Below are 18,977 nucleotides of genomic sequence, written 5' to 3' on the forward strand. Positions count from 1 at the left end.
GACTGGCCCCATGCCCCGCACCCCCACCGAGCTGCTCAGCCCCGCCGACCAGGAACGCCGACGTTCCCTGCGGGTCATGAAGGGCGTGGCGCTGGGTGCGCTGGTGTTCATGGCGATCGTCTTCGTCGTCGCGTTCGTGTTGCAGGAGCGCTACCCCTGGCTCGCCTACGTGCGCGCCGCGGCCGAGGGCGGCATGGTGGGCGCCCTCGCCGACTGGTTCGCGGTCACGGCGCTCTTCCGGCATCCGCTCGGCATCCCGATCCCGCACACGGCGATCATCCCGAAGCGCAAGGACGAGATCGGCCGCACCCTGGGCGAATTCATCGAGACGAACTTCCTCGAGGGATCCGTGGTGCGCGCGAAACTCGAGTCCAGCCGCATCGCGGCGACGGCCGGCGCGTGGCTTCGCGACCCCGAGCACGCCGAGCTCCTCGCGCGCGAAGCGTCCACGATCGCCACGGGCATCCTGGAGGCACTCAGCGACGACGAGGTGCAGGACCTCATCAGCGACCTCGCTCGCGAGCACCTCCTGAGCCCGGAGTGGGCGCCGACGATCGGCGGCTGGCTCGAGCGGGTGGTGGATGCCGGAGCGCACCACGGCGCCGTGGATCTCGGTGTCGACAGCCTTGCGACGTGGCTCGCCGCCAACCGCGAATCGTTCTCGGGGCTCGTCTCGCGCCGGCTCCCGTCGTGGGTGCCGTCCGTGGCCATGCGCCTGGTCGACGACACCGTCTACCACGAGGCGGTCAAGTTCATCGCTGCCGTGCAGGCCGACCCGGAGCATCCTGCCCGCCATGCCGTCGACAAATACCTCACACGCCTGTCGGGGAACCTCCAGCACGACCCCGCGACGATCGGTCGCCTGGAGGATGCCAAGAGCGCCGTCTTCGACAGCCCGCGCGTGCGCGAGCTCGCCGCGGAGGCGTGGAACACGGCGAAGACGGGACTTCTGAAGAGCCTCGCGGACCCGCAGAGCGCGCTGCGCCGCCGCGTCGGCGCCGCGCTCAGCGAGGTCGGCGACCGGCTCGTGACCGATCCCGCCCTCCAGGCGCGCGTCGACACACGCGTGGCGGATGCCGCCGTCTTCCTCGTCGACCGCTACCGCCACGACATCGCCTCGATCATCACCGACACCGTCGAGAAGTGGGACCCGGCCGAGACCACCGAGAAGATCGAGCTCATGGTCGGTCGCGATCTGCAGTACATCCGCCTCAACGGCACGATCGTCGGAGCTCTCGCGGGGCTTGCGATCTTCGCGATCGCGCACGCACTGCTCGCCTGATCCTGGCCGGTGCGCGGACGGCGCGGTAGCGTGGGGAACGTGAGTGCGGAGCCGGCGGACCAGCTGCTGTTCACCTACGGCACGCTGCAGTACGCCGAGGTGCAGCTCGACACGTTCGGGCGACTCCTCGGCGGCGAGCGCGATGCCCTCCCCGGCTACACCATCGACTACGTCGAGGTCGCGGACCAGCGTGTGGCCGACGTGTCGGGGATGTCGGTGCAGCCGGTCCTGCGTGCCACCGGCAACCCGCTGGACAAGGTCACCGGCACCGTCCTGCAGGTGAGCGCGGCGGAGCTCGACGCCGCCGACGAGTACGAGGTCTCCCTCTATCGCCGCGTCGCGGTGACTCTCACCAGCGGCCGCGACGCCTGGGTCTACGTCGGCTGATGGCGCTCTCCCACGACCCCCTCTGGCCCCGCGCCGGGGACTGGCCCGCCCCGACGGACACCGCTGCCGGCACAGGTGCCGACCACGTCGCGCGGTGGGATGCCGCGGTTCTCGGCGCCCCGGCATCCCGCACCTCCCTCTCCCCCACCGGCGCGCACGAGACGCCGGCCGCAATCCGCGCCGCGCTCCGGCGATACAGCCCGACCCTCATGGGCCCACCCCCGGTCGATCTCGGCGAGGTGCTGTGCATCGCGGATGCCGGCGACGTGGCCGACCCCGACGGCCCCGTCGGCGAGGCGGCGCTCCGCGCGGGGATCAGAGGCCTCGCCGCGGCATCCGACCTGGTGATCGCGCTCGGTGGTGACAACTCGATCACCTACGCCGTGACGCAGGGCGCGGGTGCGGCCGGGCTCATCACCCTCGACGCGCACTTCGATCTGCGCGACGGCGTGTCCAACGGCTCCCCCGTGCGGCGACTCGTCGAGGACGGGCTCGACCCGGCCCGCATCGTGCAGATCGGCATCGCCGACTTCGCGAACTCGGCGGCGTATGCGCAGCGCGCGGCGGACCTCGGCATCCGCGTCGTGACGCTCGACGACCTCCGCGCCCGCGGGATCGCCGACGTCGTCGCCGAGGCGCTCGCGGTGGCGGGGGGCGGTCTCGCCGCGGCGGGCTCGGGCGGCTCGGCGTGCTCGGGCGGAGGCATCCATCTCGACATCGACGTGGATGTGTGCGATCGCGCCGTCGCACCCGGCTGCCCCGCGTCGGTGCCCGGCGGACTGCAGGCGTGGGAGCTGCGCGCCCTCGTCCGGGGCATCGCGCGCGGGGACCGCGTCCGCTCGGCGGACATCGTCGAGGTGGATGCCACGGCCGACGCCGCGGATGGCCGGACCGTCCGACTCGCGGCGTTGTGCGTGCTCGAGCTGCTCGCCGGCGTCCACCTCCGAAAGGGGCCCGCATGACCACCCTCGTCCTCGTCCGCCACGCCAAGAGCGACTGGGGCAGCCGATCACTCGACGACCACGACCGCCCGCTGAACGAGCGCGGCCTCCGCGACGCGCCCGCCATGGCGGCGCGCGTGCGCGATGCGGGCGTGACGGTGGACGCGATCCTCTCCTCGACGGCGCTCCGCGCGCGCACGACGGCGGGCTTCTTCGGGGCCGCGCTCGGCGCGGAGCCCGAGCTGGATCCCGAGCTCTACGGCGCCCCCGCGGCCGAGCTGATCGCCGCCGCGGTGCGCCGTGGCGTGGACGCCGTGATGGTCGTCGCGCACGACCCGGGGATGACGGCGCTCGCCGGGCGCCTCTCCGACGGCGGCATCGGTCAGATGCCGACGTGCGCCGTCGCGACGTTCCGCTGGGACACCCCCGACTGGGACATCGCGACGGCCACCGACCCGGACAGCTGGTCGTTCGACAGCCCCTGACCCGCCTGCGTTCGACCTTCCCGCCGGGCGCCCCGGCAGATTCGGGCGCGCGCTCACGCGATCGGCGCGCCCTCCCGGTGGACGGCGTGCACGATGGGGACGCCGGGCCGGTAGGCGAGGTGGGTGCGGGTCGGGGCATCGAGGATGACGAAGTCCCCGCGGGCGCCGACGCCGAGATGGCCCACATCGGGGCGGCGCAGCGCACGCGCCCCACCAGCGGTCGCGGCCCACACGGCCTCCGCGACGGTCATCCCCATCTCGCGGACGGCGAGCGCGACCATGAGGGGCATCGAACTCGTGAAGCTCGTGCCCGGATTGCAGTCGCTGGCGACGGCGACGGTCACACCCGCGTCGATGAGGCGGCGCGCGTCGGGGTAGGGATGCCGCGTGGAGAACTCCACCCCCGGCAGGAGGGTCGCGACCGTATCGCTCCCGGCGAGCGCGGCGACGTCGTCGTCGCTGAGGTAGGTGCAGTGGTCCACGGATGCCGCGCCGAGCGCGACCGCGACGCGGACCCCCTCCCCCTGACCCAGCTGATTGCCGTGCACGCGCGGCTGAAGCCCCGCGGTGACGCCCGCGCGAAGGATCCGCTCGGTCTCATCGGGCGTGAAGGCGCCGGTCTCGCAGAACACGTCGATCCATCGGGCGTGCGGACGGACCGCGGCGAGCATCGGGCCGCACACCAGATCGACGTAGGCGTCGCGGTCGTCGGCGTATTCGGCCGGGACGACGTGCGCGCCGAGGAAGGTGACCTCGGGGGTGACCTCGGCGGCGAGTCGCGCGAGGCGCTCCTCGCCCCCGATCGTGAGGTCGTAGCCGGTCTTGACCTCGAACGTCGTGGTCCCCTGCGCGTGCAGCTCGGTGACGAAGCCGGACAGTCGCAGGCGGAGCTCGTCATCGGTGGCCTCACGCGTCGCACGGACCGTGCGACGGATGCCTCCGGCGGCATACGACTCCCCGGCCATCCGCGCCTCGAACTCTTCGGCGCGGTCACCACCGAAGACGAGGTGCGTGTGGCTGTCGACGAACCCCGGGATCACGGCGCGGGCGCCGGCATCCACCGCGCGAACGTCGCCCGCGGCGCCGCCGGCGGGAGCGTCGGCGGCGCGGCCCGCCCAGGTGACGCGGCCATCATCGATGAGGAGTGCCGCGTCGCGGATCAGACCGGTGCGGTCGGCGGGGTCATCGCCGAGACCCGGGACGTTCGTCGTCAGCTCGCCGATGTTCGAGACGAGAAGCCCCGTCACGACTCCTCCCGCATGGGGATGTTCAGGCCGCGGTCGCGCGCGACCTCGCGGGCGCGCTCGTAGCCGGCATCCACGTGTCGCATCACACCGGTGCCGGGGTCGTTGGTGAGGACGCGCTCGAGCTTCTCGGCGGCGAGGGGCGTGCCGTCGGCGACCGTCACCTGCCCGGCGTGGATCGAGCGGCCGATCCCGACGCCGCCGCCGTGGTGGATCGACACCCACGATGCGCCGGATGCCGTGTTCAGCAGCGCGTTCAGGAGCGGCCAGTCGGCGATCGCATCCGATCCGTCCGCCATCGCCTCCGTCTCGCGGTAGGGGCTCGCCACCGATCCCGCGTCGAGGTGGTCGCGGCCGATGACGATCGGACCGGACAGCTCGCCCGAGGCGACCATCTCGTTGAAGCGGAGCCCCGCGAGGTGGCGCTCCTTGTAGCCCAGCCAGCAGATGCGCGCGGGCAGCCCCTCGAAGTGGACGGTCGAGCCCGCCTTCTCGAGCCAGCGGCGCAGCGCGGCATCCTCGGGGAAGAGCTCCGCGACGGCACGGTCGGTCTTGGCGATGTCCTCGGGATCACCCGACAGCGCCACCCAGCGGAACGGCCCGCGCCCCTCGGCGAACAGCGGCCGGATGTAGGCGGGCACGAAGCCGGGGAAGGCGAACGCCCGGTCGTAGCCGCCGAGCTCCGCTTCACGACGGATCGAATTGCCGTAGTCGAAGACGGCGGCGCCGGCATCCTGAAACCCGACCATCGCCTCGACGTGCGCTGCCATCGACGCGCGGGCGCGGTCGGTGAAGCCGGCGGGGTCGGATGCCGCCGCCTCCTTCCACTCCTGGACGCTCACCCCGAGCGGGAGGTAGGCGAGCGGGTCGTGCGCACTCGTCTGATCGGTCACGACGTCGATGTGCAGCTCGCCCGCCCGGTGGCGGCGCAGGAGCTCGGGGAAGATCTCCGCGGCATTGCCGACGACGCCCACGCTCAGGGCCTCGCCGGCCGCGCGCGCCGCCGAGACGCGCGCGACGGCGCCATCCAGGTCGGTCGTGTACTCGTCGAGGTAGCCGTGCGCGACACGGCGCGCGAGGCGGGTCTCGTCGACGTCGACGATCAGCACGGCGCCGCCGTTCATGGTGACGGCGAGCGGCTGCGCCCCGCCCATCCCTCCGGCGCCCGCGGTGAGGGTCAGAGTCCCGGCGAGGTCCTCGCGAGCCTCGCTCCGCGAGCCTGCCTCGCTCCCCGAGCCTGCCTCGGTCTCGCCCAGCGACCGCGCCACCGCGGCGAAGGTCTCGTACGTGCCCTGCAGGATGCCCTGCGTGCCGATGTAGATCCACGACCCGGCCGTCATCTGGCCGTACATGGTGAGGCCGAGCTCCTCGAGCCGGCGGAACTCGGGCCAGGTCGCCCAGTCGCCGACGAGGTTCGAGTTGGCGATGAGCACCCGCGGCGCCCACTCGTGCGTGCGGAAGACGCCGACCGGCTTCCCCGACTGCACGAGCAGGGTCTCGTCGGGCTCGAGCTCGTCGAGGGTGCGGATGATCGCGTCGTAGGCCTCCCACGACCGGGCGGCGCGCCCCGTGCCGCCGTAGACGACGAGGTCTTCGGGGTGCTCGGCGACCTCGGGGTCGAGGTTGTTCATGAGCATCCGCTTGGCGGCTTCGGCGCCCCAGCTCTTCGCGGTGCGCTCGCTGCCGCGCGGAGCGCGCACGGGGCCGCGGCGGGCGATGTCCGAAACTCCGGTGATGCGGGTCTCAGCGGGTGATTCCATGACGGATGGGGTCCTTTCAGGAGCGTGCGGACGAAGTTCTGGCGGGCACGAGCGCGGCGCGGGCGACCTCGCCCGAGAGCACGAGCGCGGTCACGGTCTCGATGTCGGGGCTGACGAACCGGTCCGGCCCGGGGCCGGCGACCCCTGCGGAGCGGACGAGGTCCCGGACGGCGCCGGTGGCGCGGCCGGGCTGGAGCGGCGCGCGCAGGTCCAGGGCGCGGCACCCCGTGACGACCTCGATCGCCAGGACGCGCGCGAGGCCGTCGATGCCGCGACGGAGCTTGCGCGCCGCCGCCCAGCCCATGGAGACGTGATCCTCCTGCATGGCCGAGGAGGGGATCGAGTCGACGGAGGCGGGCACCGCGAGACGCTTGAGCTCCGAGACGATGCCCGCCGCGGCGTACTGCGCGATCATGAGTCCCGAGTCGACCCCGACCTCGTCGGCGAGGAACGGCGGCAGCCCCTGGCTGCGCGTGCGGTCGAGGGCACGATCGGTCCGGCGCTCGGAGATGGATGCCACGTCGGCGACGGCGATCGCGAGGAAGTCGAGGACGTACGCGACGGGCGCCCCGTGGAAGTTGCCGTTCGACTCGACACGGCCGTCGGGGGTGACGACGGGATTGTCGACCGCCGACGCGAGCTCCCGCCCGGCGATCATCTCCGCGTGGGCGACGGTGTCGCGCGCGGCCCCATGCACCTGCGGCGAACAGCGCAGCGAGTAGGCGTCCTGCACTCGCGTGCAGAGGGCGGGGTCGCGGTGGCTCGCGACGATCGGCGAGCCGGCGAGGATGTCGCGGAGGTTCGCCGCGGACGCCGCCTGCCCGCTCTGCGGCCGGAGCGCCATGAGGTCGGCGGCGAAGACGGCGTCGGTGCCGAGCTGGCTCTCGACCGAGAGCGCGGCCGCGACGTCGGCGGTGTCGAGGAGCGTCTGCAGGTCGTGCAGGGCGAGGAGCAGCATCCCGAGCATGCCGTCGGTGCCGTTGATGAGTGCGAGCCCCTCCTTCTCCTGCAGGACGAGCGGGGTGATGCCGGCCTCCGCGAGCGCATCGGCGGCGGGACGGAGGGTGCCCGCGGCATCCCGCACGTCGCCTTCACCGATCGCCGCGAGGGCGACGTGCGACAGGGGCGCGAGGTCACCCGAGCAGCCGAGCGATCCGTACTCTCGGACGACCGGGGTGATCCCGGCGTCGAGCAGGGCCGCGTAGGTCTCCACGACGACCGGACGCACGCCCGTGCGGCCCGTCGCGAGGGTCTGCAGGCGCAGCAGCATGAGGGCGCGGACGACCTCGCGCTCGACCTCCGTGCCGGTTCCGGCGGCGTGCGAGCGGATGAGGGATGCCTGGAGCTGACGGCGCCGCTCGGGCGCGATGAAGGTCGTGGCGAGCGCCCCGAACCCGGTCGAGATGCCGTAGTGCGGTTCCGGGTCGTCCGCGAGCCGTTCGATCAGGTCGCGGGTCTCGGCGACGCGGGCGAGCGCCTCGGGCGCGATCTCTCCCCGCGCATCATGGCGCGCGATCGCGACGACCTCGGCGGGCGCAAGCGGCGCGCGGCCGATGGTCACGGAGGCGGCCTCGGAGGCGGCCGCGGGATCGGTGGCGGAGGACGAAGGAGGCACGACGGTGGTCATGCTCCGATTCCATCGCCCCGCGGACCTGGGGAACAGGCATCCGTGGCATCCTGTGTCTGTGATCCCAGACACCTCCGGCACCGGCGAGACCTCTGCCGTCAGCGATGGCATCGCGGGGCCCTCCGCGCAGGTGCCGGCGGCCGACCAGACGCTCCGCATCCTCGCCTTCCTCTCGCGCCAGCGCGGTCCGGTCGCCGCGCGCACCATCGCCGAGCACCTCGGCATCCCGCGCTCGAGCGTCTACCACCTGCTCGCCGCGATGGCGCAGCACGGCTTCGTCGTGCACCTGCCCTCCGAACGCCGGTGGGGCCTCGGGACCGCCGCCTTCGAGCTCGCCGGAGGGTACGCGCGGCAGCAGCCGCTGGCCCGACTCGGGCGTCAGCTCGTCGCCGCGCTGGCGGATCGGGTCGGCGAGAGCGCCCACCTCGCCGTCATGACCGGGCGCGACGTCGTCTACATCGTCGAGGAGCGCGCGCCGCGCCGTCCCGCTCTGGTGACCGACGTGGGCGTGCGGCTCCCCGCGCACCTCACCGCGACGGGGCGCGCGATGCTCGCCTCGCTCCCCCGCGAGCAGGTGCGCGCGCTGTACCCGGATGCCACGGCCTTCGCCGACCGCACGGGCCGGGGCCCCGCACGCCCGGGCGAGCTCCGCGACGTGCTGCGCCTGGCCCGCTCCCGCGGGTACGCCACGGAGGACGGCGAGGTCACGCTGGGCCTGCGCTCCGTCGGCGTCGCCGTCCGCGACCACGCCGGCTGGCCCGTCGCCGCCCTCGCCGTCACCTGGGAGGGCGACGCTGCGCGCGACGCGGAGATCGCCGCCGCGCTCGCCCCCGCGGCGACGGAACTCGCCCGCCGGATCGGCTGACGCACGATCAGTCGACCGCAGCGACCTGCCCGTCGGTGAGTCGGACGAGATCATCGAAGGTGAGCGGGAACACCGTGTGCGGCGTGCCGCCCGCCGCCCAGATCTCAGCGAACTCCGCGAGCGCCTCGTCGACGACGGTGGGGAGGGGGGCGGGATGCCCCGTGGGTGCGACGCCGCCGATCACCTGACCGGTCGCCTCCCGCACCTGCTCGGCGCTCGCGCGGACGATCGAGGTCCGCCCCAGTCGCTCGGCGAGCGCGGCCGTGTCCACCCGGTGGGCGCCGCTCGTCATCACGAGGAGGGGACCCCCGTCGGACCAGAAGACGAGGCTGTTGGCGATCGCGCCGACCTCCACACCGAGCGCGGCGGCGGCGAGCGCGGCCGTCGCGGCGGCATCCGGGAGGGTGACGATCTCCCCCGGGATGCCGGCGTCGCGCAGCGCATCGTGGACGAGTCGGCTCCGGGGAGAAAGGCTGTCGCGGCTCATGCGGCCAGCATAGGGGCGTGGCGCAAGCGAGGACCGCCTCACTGGATTCGACGGCGGAACCCGGGGATGCTGGGGGCATGAGACGCGTCTTCGGCTTGCTCGGTCGCTACCCCGTCATCACGGCGACGGTCCTCATCGGCGCCGCCGTCCTGATCCTCGAATCCTCGGGCCAGGCGCAGACCGCACGCTGGATCGCGACGGTGTACGTCTCGGTCGTCGTCGTGTGGACGCTCGTCGGGATGATCCGCGACGTCCTGCGCGGACACGTCGGGCTCGATGTCCTCGCCGTCGTCGCCATGGTCGCGACGCTTGCGGTCGGCGAGTACATCGCGGCGCTGATCATCGTGCTGATGCTCTCGGGCGGCGAGGCGCTCGAGGACTACGCGGGACGGCGCGCGAAGCGCGAGCTGACCGCGCTCCTGGATCGCGCACCGCAGACCGCGCACGTCGTCCGCCGCGTCGGCGACGACGAGCAGGTGCGCGACGTCCCGGCCGACGAAGTGCAGGTGGGCGATGAGCTTCTCGTGCGGCCTGCGGAGGTGGTCCCGGTGGACGGGACCCTCCTGACCGAGGAGGGCTCGTTCGACGAGTCGTCGATCACCGGCGAGAGCCTCCCGGTCACGCGGCATGCGGGCCAGGAGGTGCTCTCGGGAGCGGTGAACGGCTCGCGGGCCGTCCATGTGCGCGCCGTCAAGCGCAGCGCCGACAGCCAGTTCCAGCAGATCGTCGGCCTCGTGCGCGACGCTCAGGAATCGCGCGCGCCCGTCGTCCGCCTCGCCGACCGCTTCGCCGTCCCCTTCACCGCGATCTCCCTCGTGATCGCCGGGGCCGCGTGGGGCCTGTCCGGCGACTCCACGAGGTTCGCCGAGGTGCTCGTGCTCGCGACCCCCTGCCCGCTCCTCATCGCCGCCCCGGTCGCGTTTCTGGGCGGACTCTCCCGCGCGGCGAAGGCCGGCATCATCGTCAAGGGCGGGTCGGTCATCGAACAGCTCGCCCGCGTGAAGTCCGCGGCGTTCGACAAGACGGGAACCCTCACCCAGGGCCATCCGGTCCTCGTCGGGGTGGCGCCCGCGCCCGGCTTCGATGCGGACGAGGTCCTCGCCCTCGCCGCCTCGGCCGAGCAGTACTCGTCGCACGTGCTGGCCGACGGCATCCGCCGGGCGGCTCATGATCGCGGCATCGCGCTGCGGCCCGCCGCCGAGGCGCACGAGGCCGCCACCAACGGCGTCACCGCCCAGATCGAGGGGCGTGCGGTCGTCGTCGGGAAGCCCTCCTACGTCGCCTCGCTCGCGCCCGACACGACCCGCGCGCCGCTGCGCCCGGGGCAGGCCGCGGCCTACGTCGCCGTCGACGGGCACTTCGCGGGCGTCCTCGTCCTCGCCGACGACGCGCGACCCGAATCGCGCGCCGTCGTGACGTGGCTGCGCGCGCACGGCGTCGAGCGCGTCGCGATGCTGACCGGCGACGCGGCGCCCACCGCCGACGCCATCGCCGCCGAGGTGGGGATCACCGACGTCCACGCCGAGCTCCTCCCTGCGGAGAAGGTGCACCTGGCCTCGCTCATGCGGCCGCGCCCCGTGCTGATGGTCGGCGACGGCGTCAACGACGCCCCGGTGCTCGCGGCGGCGGACATCGGCATCGCGATGGGGGCGAAGGGCTCGACGGCTGCCGGGGATGCCGCCGACGCCGTCATCCTCAAGGACTCGCTCGCGAAGGTCGCCGAGGCGGTCCACATCGGCCGGCACACCCTCCGCGTCGCCTTCACCGCGATCTGGATCGGCATCGGGCTCAGCATCGGCCTCATGCTCGTCGCGACGACCGGTGTCATCCCCGCCGTCGTCGGAGCGCTCGTCCAGGAGCTCGTCGACCTCACGACGATCCTCTACGCGCTGCGCGCCCTCGGCGGGGAGCGGTTCGCGCTCGACGGCGCGGGTAGCGCCGGATCGCCGGGCCCCGCGCGCGTTCCCGACGGAGAGGTCCCCGCTCAGCGCGCACACGCGGCAGAATAGGGGGTGGATGCCGCAACGCCGCGGCATCCGCAGAGCACAGCCCACAAGGCCAGCCGAAAGAGGATGCGATGACGCACACCCTGCCCCTGCCCGATCTCACCCACGAACGCGTGGAGGTGACCACGGGCCCCCGCAGCGGCCTGGTCATCACCGTCGCCCTGCACTCGTCCGCGCTCGGCTCCGCCCTCGGCGGCGCACGGCTGTGGACCTACCCGCACTGGAGCGACGCCGTCGGCGATGCGCTCCGGCTGTCCGCGGCGATGACGCTCAAGAACGCCGCTGCGGGCCTCGACGCCGGGGGCGGCAAGTCGGTGATCGCCCTGCCGCCGGGCACGGTGCTCGACGACGAGCGCCGCCGCGCCGCCTTCCTCGACCTCGGCGACGCGGTCGAGCGGATGGGCGGCCTCTACCGCACGGCGGAGGATGTCGGCTCGACGACCGACGACATGCTCACCGTCAGCGAGCGCACCGCCCACGTCGTCGGCCTGCCCGACTCCGCGGGCGGATCGGGCGAGCCCGCCGGCCCCACGAGCCTCGGCGTCTACGAGTCGCTCCGGGCCACCCTCGAACGGATCACCGGCACGGCGGACCCGGCCGGGCGCCGCATCACGATCTCCGGACTCGGCCAGGTGGGGAGCCGTCTCGCGGTGCGTCTGGCCGCGGAAGGCGCCGAGCTCACGGTCACCGACGTGAACCCCGCGAAGCGGGATCTCGCGACCGAGCTCGGAGCGATGTGGGTCGAGCCGGGCGGCGAGCACCTCGTGCCCGCCGATGTGTTCGTCCCCGCCGGGATCGGGGGCGTCCTCCACGACGAGGTCATCGATGCCCTCGCCGCCCGGGCGGTCTGCGGACCGGCGAACAACCCGCTCGCCGATCGCGAGGGCGCGGAGCGTCTCGCGGCGCGCGGCATCCTGTACGCGCCCGACTTCGTCGTCAACGCAGGGGGGGTCATCTACCTCGACCTCGAGGCGAAGCACCGGGGCAGCCGCGCCGAGATCATGGACCGCGTCGCGGGCATCGGCGATGTCGTGCGATCGATCTTCGACGATGCCGCCGCGCACGGCATCACCCCGCTCGACGCCGCGGAGCAGCGCGCCGCCCGGCGTCTGCGCGCCGCCGCCGCGACCCCCGTCGGGGTCTGAGGGGTCGACCCGCGACGGACCCGGTTCCGCAAAAGGTGGAACCGGGTCCGTCGCGGTGTCAGGATAGGGGCACCCGGCATCGTCGCCGGGCGGCCTGCGCACGACCCCGGCGATCACGGCGACCGAAACGCCCGTGGACCTCGAGACGCGCGGCGACCACCGCTGTCGAAGGAGACCGCCCGTGTTCACCAGCCCGTTCCCCGATGTCGAGGTCCCCGAGACCTCGATCTACGACGATCTGTTCGGCGACCTGAGCGCCGAGGATGCCGCGCGCATCGCGCTCATCGATCCGGCGACCGGCGCCGAGACCACCTATGGCGCGCTCAAGGCCCAGATCGACGCCGTCGCGGGCGCTCTCGCGTCGCGCGGAGTGGGAGTGGGCACCGTCGTCGGGCTGCTGTGCCCCAATGTCCCCGCATTCGCGACGGTCTTCCACGGCATCCTGCGCGCGGGGGCCACGGTGACGACGATCAATTCGCTCTCCACCGCCGGCGAGATCCAGAAGCAGCTCACCGACGCGGCGACGACGTGGCTTTTCACGGTGAGCCCGCTCCTCCCGCAGGCGAAGACGGCGGCCGACGCCGTAGGCATCGACGCCGACCACCTCATCGTCCTGGATGGCGCCGACGGCCATCCCGATCTGCGCGCGCTTCTCAGCGAGGGACGGACGCCTCCGCCCGTCGACATCGACCCGGCGACGCAGGTCGCCGTCCTCCCCTACTCCTCCGGCACGACGGGGGTCCCCAAAGGGGTGATGCTGAGTCACCGGAACCTCGTCGCGAACGTCGCCCAGTGCCGCGTGAACATCGACCTGCGCTCCAGCGACCGTGTGCTGGCCGTTCTGCCGTTCTTCCACATCTACGGCATGACGGTGCTGCTCAATCTCGCTCTCAAGCAGCGTGCGACGCTCGTCACGATGCCGAAGTTCGACCTCGTGCAGTTCCTCGAGAACATCCAGCGCTTCGGCTGCACGTACCTCTACATCGCCCCTCCGATCGCGGTCGCCCTCGCCAAGCACCCGATCGTCGACCAGTACGACATCTCGACCGTCCACACGGTGTTCTCGGGAGCCGCGCCGCTCGACGGAGAGACGGCGGAGGCGGCCGGGCGGCGCATCGGCGCTCGGATGATGCAGGGGTACGGGATGAGCGAGCTGAGCCCCGTCTCGCACGCGATGCCCTACAGCCGCGACGACATCCCGGTCAGCTCGGTGGGCACCCTTCTGCCGAACATCGTCTGCAAGCTCATCGACACCGAGACCGGTGAGGAGATCACCGAGACCGGCCCGGAAGGGACGACCCGGCCCGGCGAGCTGTGGATCAAAGGGCCGAACGTCATGCTCGGCTACCTCGGCAAGCCGGAGGCGACCGCCGAGACGCTGGATGCCGACGGGTTCCTGCACACGGGCGATGTCGCCGTCCACCACGAGGGCGGGTACTTCTCGATCGTCGATCGCGTGAAGGAGCTCATCAAGTACCACGGCTATCAGATCGCCCCGGCCGAGCTCGAAGCGCTCCTGCTCAGTCATCCGAAGGTGCTGGATGCCGCGGTGATCGGCGTCCTCGACGAGGAGCGGGACGAGATCCCCAAGGCATTCGTCGTCGCGGCACCCGATTCCGGGCTCACCGAGGAGGACGTGAAGGCGTTCGTCGCGGAGCACGTCGCGCCGTACAAGAAGGTGCGCCGGGTCGAGTTCGTGGAGGCGATCCCGAAGTCCACCTCGGGCAAGATCCTGCGGAAGGACCTGCGCGCCCGCGAGTCGGCCGCCTGACGCGCGGGCAGTCCGTCGCTCGGCCGTCGCCGCCGGTCACTGCGCTGGCGGCTCCGCCCGGAGTTCCGCCAGGGCCGCAAGGCGCATACGGACCTCCCCGCCCACGCTCGAGGCGACCAGGAGCGTGCGCGTGCACCCGCGGCAGCGGACGATCGCGCTCGCAGCAGTCCGCTCCACGACGGTCTCCGCGAGCAGGCCGGTGCGTCCGCAGTGCGCGCAGACGAGGGTGAGGAGGGTCGGGTCGACGGCGAAGACGCCGCTCAGCACCCCGGCGAGGGCGTTCCCGTCGACGATCGAGGTCCGCGTCGCGGCGGCGGGTCGGGGTGCGGCATCCGCGGTCATGATCCTGCTCCTCCGAACCTCTCCGTGCGCACTCGCTCGGGTGCGTGGCCGAGCGTGACGAGCGCGTCCGCGACCGTCTCGACGAACGCGGTGGGGCCGCACACGTACACGGCCGGCGCCGCCTCCGGCGGCCAGCACAGGCTCGACAGTTCGTCGATCGTCACCCGCGCCGCGGGCCGGGGCCATGAGGCGGGGGCCGAGCGCGTGTAGATCACGTCGACGGAGAGTGCGGCGCCCGTGAGCCCGGCGATCTCGTCCGCATACATCGCGTCGGCGGCCGAACGCACCGACGAGAGGAGGCGGAACGGGGCGGTGCTCGCGGAGCGCGCATGGGCACGTGCCATCGCGAGGAGAGGCACGATGCCCGATCCGCCGGCGATGAGCTGGACGGGCGCCGGGTCGTCCTCCCGCCACACGAAGTACTCGCCCAGCGGTCCTTTCACCTCGAGGAAGTCGCCCGGGCGCACATCACGTACGAGGTAGGGCGAGACCTCACCGTCGGGGACCTCGTCGACCGCGAGCTCGATGCTCGTGCCGGGCCCGAAGCTCGCGACCGAATACGAGCGCTCCGCCTGGTAGCCGTCCTCCGCGGTGAGGCGGACGTCAAGGTGCTGGCCGGGGAGGTTGCCCGGCCACGCGGGCACGTCGAGGTGCAGGGATCGGGCGTGCGCGCTCAGCGGCACGGCGGAGACGACATGGGCCGGCAGCCAGGCCGATGCGGTCACCAGTACCGTTCCTCCTTCCACGGATCTCCGTGGAGGTTGCAGCCGTTCTGCTCCCAGAACCCCGGATCATCGTGGGGCTGGAGGACGAGGCCCCGCACCCACTTCGCGCTCTTCCAGAAGTACAGGTGCGGGACGAGAAGCCGCGCCGGGCCGCCGTGCTCCGGCGCGAGCGGCCGTCCCTCAAACTCGAACGCCACCCACGCCTGGCCGCCGCGGAGGTCGGCCAGGGGCACGTTGGTCGTGTATCCGCCGTACGAGTGGGCCATGGCGGAGGGCGCGCGGGTGGCGATGCCGTCGAGCAGCGTATCCACGGAGACGCCGCGCCAGTGGGTGCCGAGCTTCGACCAGCGCGTCACGCAGTGGATGTCGGTGTGGATGTCCTCGATGGGGAGGGCCAGGAACTCGTCCCACGTCCAGCCACGCGCCGCGCCGTTCTCGTCGACGACGGAGAAGGCCCAGTCCTCCGCTCTGACCCGCGGAGTGGGCCCGGCTGACAGCACCGGGAAGTCCGTGGTCAGGTACTGCCCGGGGGGGGAGCTTCGGGTCGGACTCGCGACGCCGTGCGCCGAATCCTCTGCTGAACTCTGCCATGTCGCCTCCGAGGCAGAATCTACTCCGCCGCTCCCCACCGGGGAAACGCGGATCACTCCACGGTGCTGAGGGACTTCGCGATGTGGGTGTGGACGGCCGTCAACCACGTCACGAGGAACTCAGCGGTCGCCTCGTTCGTGACGTCTCCGTCGTCCGTGATGAGCCCCTCGGTCATCTGCAGGTAGCCCTCGGGCTGCGCGAGTTCCGGCGAGGCGAGGAACGACAGCACCGAGCGGAGGTGCTGCTGCGCGACGGCCGTGCCGATCGCGCCCACCGAGGCGCCGATGACCGCTGACGGCTTACCGGCGAAGCTGTTGTCGCCCCACGGACGGCTGGCGGTGTCGAGCGCGTTCTTGAGCACGCCGGGGACCGAGCGGTTGTATTCGGGCGTGACAATGATGATGCCGTCCGAGGCCTCGATGGCGGCCTTGAACTCGGCGGCGGCCTCGGGGATCGCGCCGTCGTTGTCGGCCGTGTAGAACGGCAGCCCGGCGATCGGGATCTCGGTGAGGACGAGGTCCGCCTGCGGTGCGAGCTTCGCGAGGGCTCCCGCGAGGCGACGGTTGATGGAGGTCGACGAGATGCTGCCGATGATGACACCGACGTTGTACGTGGTCATGATTGTGGCCCTCTTCTCTCATATTCAGACGAATGCAGTCTATCGCGGGGCGCCATGCCCAGGACGGTGCGCCCGCGGCGTCGCCGTCTCGCGCCGCGCGGCTGTCGGAAACATGCGCCTGGTAGGACGGATGCCATGACCGGTTCGTTGACCCTTGTCGGCGCGTCACGCCTCGTGGAGCGCTTCGACCATGCTGCAGGCGATCGCGACGGCACGCTCGTCGTCAGAGAAGGTCGTGTCGTCGAAGAGGCGGCCCTCCACACGCCCCCCGACGAGGTGCTCGACGCGGAGGGGGGCATCGTCACGCCCGGACTGATCAACGCGCACCACCACCTGCTGCAATCCGGCTTCCGCACCCTCCCGGGCACCCGCGGCGTGCCGATGCGCGAGTGGCTGCCCGCCATGGCCGCCGCGTACGCGACGGCCGGGATCGACGCGTCGCTCGTCGGCGCGACCGCCGCGGTGGGGCTTGCCGAATCGCTCCTGTGTGGAGTGACGACCGTCGCCGACCACCAGCTCAACTGGCCCGACCCTTCGGTCAGCGATGACCCGGTCGGTGACACGGTGTCCCTCGCGCGCGCGATCGCCGGCGCCGCCGCGACGCTCGGCGCGCGCCTCGTGTTCGTGCGCGGCGCGGCACGCGACGCGCCGGATCTCGCGGCGGCGAGCGCCGAAGCGATCGTCCAGGACCTCCTTCCGACGAATCCGCCCGGCGGCACGACCGCCGACGGCATGCTGCAGCTCGCGGTCGGCCCCGCCGGAGTCCATTCCGACGGTGCGGAGACGTTCCACGCCCTCGGAGAGGTTGCCCGCCGGCACGGCCTTCGGCGCCGCACCCAGGCGAACGAGCAGGTCGACACCGAGATCGCGCTCGCACGCTACGGACGCCGCCCTCTCGACCTGCTGGATGATTGGGGGTGGCTCGAGCCGGACGTGACGATCGCGCACCTGTGCGATGTCACCCGCGACGAGATCACGCGGCTCGGGACCGCCGGCGTATCCGCAACGCACGCACCGGGGTGCGATGTGCCGATGGGATGGGGCGTGGCACCCGTCCGGATCCTCCGCGAGTCCGGAATCGCGGTGGGCCTCGGAACATCGGGCGGTGGATCGAACGATGCCGGCCATCTTCTCGCCGACGCGCGCCTCGCGATGCAGGTGTCCGGCCTGGTGGGTGACGCACTCCCCGCCCGGGACGTGCTGGCGATGGCGACATCGGAGGGCGCCGCTGGTCTTGGCCGACCCGACCTCGGCACCCTCTCCCCCGGCGCGGCGGGCGACTTCTGCGTCTGGGACGTCTCCGGGGTCGCCGACGCCGGAGTCGCCGACCCCGTCGCGGGCCTGCTGTGGGCGCGGCCGGGAAGGCGCCCGCGCCACGTCGTCGTTGCCGGGCGGGTCGTGGTCCGGGACTACCGGCTCACCACCTCCGACGAACGTGCGCTCGTCGATACCCTCCGGGCTCGCGTCGGCCGCTGACCCCGAGCCGGCCGCCCAGGGATGCGGGGCGTCTGGACTCAGAGATCGAGCACGATTCGGGTGCACGCCGCCCGCGACACGCACACCATCATGACCGCGCTCTGCTCGCGCTCCACCGGCGTGAGGACGGAGTCACGGTGCTCGATCTCGCCCTCGAGCACGGGCACTTCGCACGTGCCGCACGTTCCCCGCCGGCAGCTCGAGAGCACCATCGCGGTGGGACTCTGCTGCTCGATGGCTTCGAGCACCGACTGGCTCGGCTGCACCGTCACGACGTCGCCGGTCATCGCCAGTTCGACCTCGAACGGATCCGGCCACACGGGCTCCCCGTACTCGATCGCCTCGAACCGCTCGACGTGCAGCGCATCGGATCGTCCGGCCGCACTGGCCGCCTCCTCGAGCGCGGCGATCAGACGTGCGGGACCGCACGCATAGATCGGTCCGCCGTCGAGGGCCGCTTCCACGAGCGCGGCGACGTCCAGGCGTGCGCCCTCGTCCGCCGGGTGCACCCGCACGCGCCCCTCGTCGAGCGCGCGCAGATCGTCGACGAAGGCCATCGTCGTCAGCGATCTGCCCGCGTAGTCGAGCGTCCAGTCGGCGCCCGCCCGTGCCGCGGCGCGCACCATGCCGAGGATCGGAGTGATGCCGATGCCGCCTGCCACGAACCGGTGCGTCACTCCGGGGAGCACCTCGTGGACGAAGTGGTTTCGCGGACCGCGCACGCGGAGCCGCTGTCCCACCTGCACGTCATCGTGCACCCGTGCCGATCCTCCGCGACCCCCCTCTTCGCGCAGCACCGCGACCCGCCACATCGTGCGGTCGTCGGGGTCGCCGCAGAGCGAGTACTGACGCTCGACGCGCTGGGCTGCGGGCAGCCGACTGTCGGAGAGGATCAGGTCGACGTGCGAGCCCGGCTCCCATGTCGGCAGGTCGCGCCCGTTGTGCGCGACCAGATCCAGCGCCAGGACGCCGTCCGCCAGCTCGGTGCGGGCGGCGACCACCAGGTCGCGTTCGACATCGCTGAAGTAGCTCATGGATTCCACTTTCTCCGCTCCCGCGGGGACGGCGCGTACGGCGGCGAGCGCCGGCCGGACTCTTCGCGCGGATTTAACACGGCCGCAATCCCGCCAGGCCTGGCAGGAAACACGTCGGGCGTTTACTGATTCTCACCCGATGTTGGTCATACCAACAACATGACCATCCGACGAGACCACCACCGACCTG

At 72.5% G+C, this 18,977-nt stretch carries 18 protein-coding genes; 9 read left to right on the top strand and 9 right to left on the bottom strand.

The features are described from left to right. Positions 1-10 precede the first annotated feature (10 nt). The 4 genes from J0P97_RS12725 to J0P97_RS12740 are packed head-to-tail and all read left to right on the top strand — an operon-like array spanning position 11 to position 3,095. A complete protein-coding gene (locus tag J0P97_RS12725) occupies positions 11-1,282 on the top strand; it encodes a DUF445 domain-containing protein (RefSeq protein WP_215488163.1) in 1,272 nt (423 codons plus the stop codon). A gap of 39 nt (positions 1,283-1,321) precedes the next feature. Further along, positions 1,322-1,669 carry a gamma-glutamylcyclotransferase family protein gene (locus J0P97_RS12730; protein ID WP_215488164.1) on the top strand — a complete coding sequence of 116 codons (348 nt, stop codon included), beginning with the start codon at positions 1,322-1,324 and terminating at the stop codon, positions 1,667-1,669. After that, on the top strand, positions 1,669-2,631 hold the full coding sequence (locus tag J0P97_RS12735) for an arginase family protein (RefSeq protein WP_215488165.1): 963 nt from the start codon (positions 1,669-1,671) through the stop codon (positions 2,629-2,631). Before J0P97_RS12730 ends, J0P97_RS12735 begins: the two co-directional genes overlap by 1 nt. Next, complete coding sequence (locus tag J0P97_RS12740) at positions 2,628-3,095, top strand: SixA phosphatase family protein (RefSeq protein WP_215488166.1); 468 nt, start codon at positions 2,628-2,630, stop codon at positions 3,093-3,095. Before J0P97_RS12735 ends, J0P97_RS12740 begins: the two co-directional genes overlap by 4 nt. Positions 3,096-3,148: 53 nt before the next feature. On the opposite strand, the gene hutI is transcribed toward J0P97_RS12740, so the two are convergent. From hutI to hutH, 3 genes are read right to left on the bottom strand one after another with little or no spacing between them, the layout of a single operon-like run. Then, the gene (gene hutI, locus J0P97_RS12745; RefSeq protein ID WP_215488167.1) at positions 3,149-4,342 is read right to left on the bottom strand and encodes an imidazolonepropionase; all 1,194 of its coding nucleotides are present in this window, start codon (positions 4,340-4,342) and stop codon (positions 3,149-3,151) included. After that, positions 4,339-6,099 carry a urocanate hydratase gene (hutU, locus tag J0P97_RS12750; RefSeq protein ID WP_215488168.1) on the bottom strand — a complete coding sequence of 587 codons (1,761 nt, stop codon included), beginning with the start codon at positions 6,097-6,099 and terminating at the stop codon, positions 4,339-4,341. Before hutU ends, hutI begins: the two co-directional genes overlap by 4 nt. A gap of 16 nt (positions 6,100-6,115) precedes the next feature. Next, positions 6,116-7,726, bottom strand: coding sequence for a histidine ammonia-lyase (hutH, locus tag J0P97_RS12755; protein ID WP_215488169.1), 1,611 nt, complete (start codon positions 7,724-7,726; stop codon positions 6,116-6,118). Between the two features lie 52 nt (positions 7,727-7,778). On the opposite strand from hutH, the gene J0P97_RS12760 reads away from it, so the two are divergent. After that, positions 7,779-8,591, top strand: coding sequence for an IclR family transcriptional regulator (locus J0P97_RS12760; protein ID WP_372449716.1), 813 nt, complete (start codon positions 7,779-7,781; stop codon positions 8,589-8,591). A gap of 7 nt (positions 8,592-8,598) precedes the next feature. On the opposite strand, the gene J0P97_RS12765 is transcribed toward J0P97_RS12760, so the two are convergent. Then, positions 8,599-9,078: a YbaK/EbsC family protein gene (locus J0P97_RS12765; protein WP_215488170.1), complete on the bottom strand. Its 480-nt coding sequence runs from the start codon at positions 9,076-9,078 to the stop codon at positions 8,599-8,601. Positions 9,079-9,155: 77 nt separating this feature from the next. On the opposite strand from J0P97_RS12765, the gene J0P97_RS12770 reads away from it, so the two are divergent. The 3 genes from J0P97_RS12770 to J0P97_RS12780 all read left to right on the top strand — a co-directional run bounded on the left by J0P97_RS12770 (position 9,156) and on the right by J0P97_RS12780 (position 14,000). Beyond that, positions 9,156-11,087, top strand: coding sequence for a heavy metal translocating P-type ATPase (locus J0P97_RS12770; protein WP_215488171.1), 1,932 nt, complete (start codon positions 9,156-9,158; stop codon positions 11,085-11,087). A gap of 68 nt (positions 11,088-11,155) precedes the next feature. After that, positions 11,156-12,229 (top strand): Glu/Leu/Phe/Val dehydrogenase family protein, encoded by a 1,074-nt coding sequence (locus J0P97_RS12775; RefSeq protein ID WP_215488172.1) that lies wholly within the window; start codon positions 11,156-11,158, stop codon positions 12,227-12,229. 181 nt (positions 12,230-12,410) lie between these two features. Then, positions 12,411-14,000: an AMP-binding protein gene (locus tag J0P97_RS12780; protein ID WP_215488173.1), complete on the top strand. Its 1,590-nt coding sequence runs from the start codon at positions 12,411-12,413 to the stop codon at positions 13,998-14,000. A gap of 36 nt (positions 14,001-14,036) precedes the next feature. Here the strand turns inward: J0P97_RS12780 and J0P97_RS12785 are convergent, their stop codons facing one another. The 4 genes from J0P97_RS12785 to J0P97_RS12800 all read right to left on the bottom strand — a co-directional run bounded on the left by J0P97_RS12785 (position 14,037) and on the right by J0P97_RS12800 (position 16,277). Further along, positions 14,037-14,342, bottom strand: coding sequence for a DUF6510 family protein (locus tag J0P97_RS12785; protein ID WP_215488174.1), 306 nt, complete (start codon positions 14,340-14,342; stop codon positions 14,037-14,039). Beyond that, on the bottom strand, positions 14,339-15,067 hold the full coding sequence (locus J0P97_RS12790) for an FAD-binding oxidoreductase (RefSeq protein ID WP_215488175.1): 729 nt from the start codon (positions 15,065-15,067) through the stop codon (positions 14,339-14,341). The genes J0P97_RS12785 and J0P97_RS12790 overlap by 4 nt, the downstream gene beginning before the upstream one ends. Then, a complete protein-coding gene (locus J0P97_RS12795; protein WP_215488176.1) occupies positions 15,064-15,567 on the bottom strand; it encodes a molybdopterin-dependent oxidoreductase in 504 nt (167 codons plus the stop codon). The genes J0P97_RS12790 and J0P97_RS12795 overlap by 4 nt, the downstream gene beginning before the upstream one ends. A gap of 143 nt (positions 15,568-15,710) precedes the next feature. Next, positions 15,711-16,277 carry an NADPH-dependent FMN reductase gene (locus tag J0P97_RS12800; protein ID WP_215488177.1) on the bottom strand — a complete coding sequence of 189 codons (567 nt, stop codon included), beginning with the start codon at positions 16,275-16,277 and terminating at the stop codon, positions 15,711-15,713. Positions 16,278-16,412: 135 nt separating this feature from the next. Between J0P97_RS12800 and J0P97_RS12805 the strand changes: the two genes are divergently transcribed. Further along, positions 16,413-17,753, top strand: coding sequence for an amidohydrolase family protein (locus J0P97_RS12805; protein ID WP_215488178.1), 1,341 nt, complete (start codon positions 16,413-16,415; stop codon positions 17,751-17,753). 38 nt (positions 17,754-17,791) lie between these two features. Here J0P97_RS12805 and J0P97_RS12810 read toward each other — a convergent pair whose 3' ends face one another. Beyond that, on the bottom strand, positions 17,792-18,787 hold the full coding sequence (locus J0P97_RS12810; RefSeq protein ID WP_215488179.1) for a PDR/VanB family oxidoreductase: 996 nt from the start codon (positions 18,785-18,787) through the stop codon (positions 17,792-17,794). Between the last annotated feature and the right edge of the window lie 190 nt (positions 18,788-18,977).

The sequence above is a fragment of the Microbacterium flavum genome (genome assembly GCF_018717645.1).
Taxonomy (GTDB): Bacteria; Actinomycetota; Actinomycetes; order Actinomycetales; family Microbacteriaceae; genus Microbacterium; species Microbacterium flavum.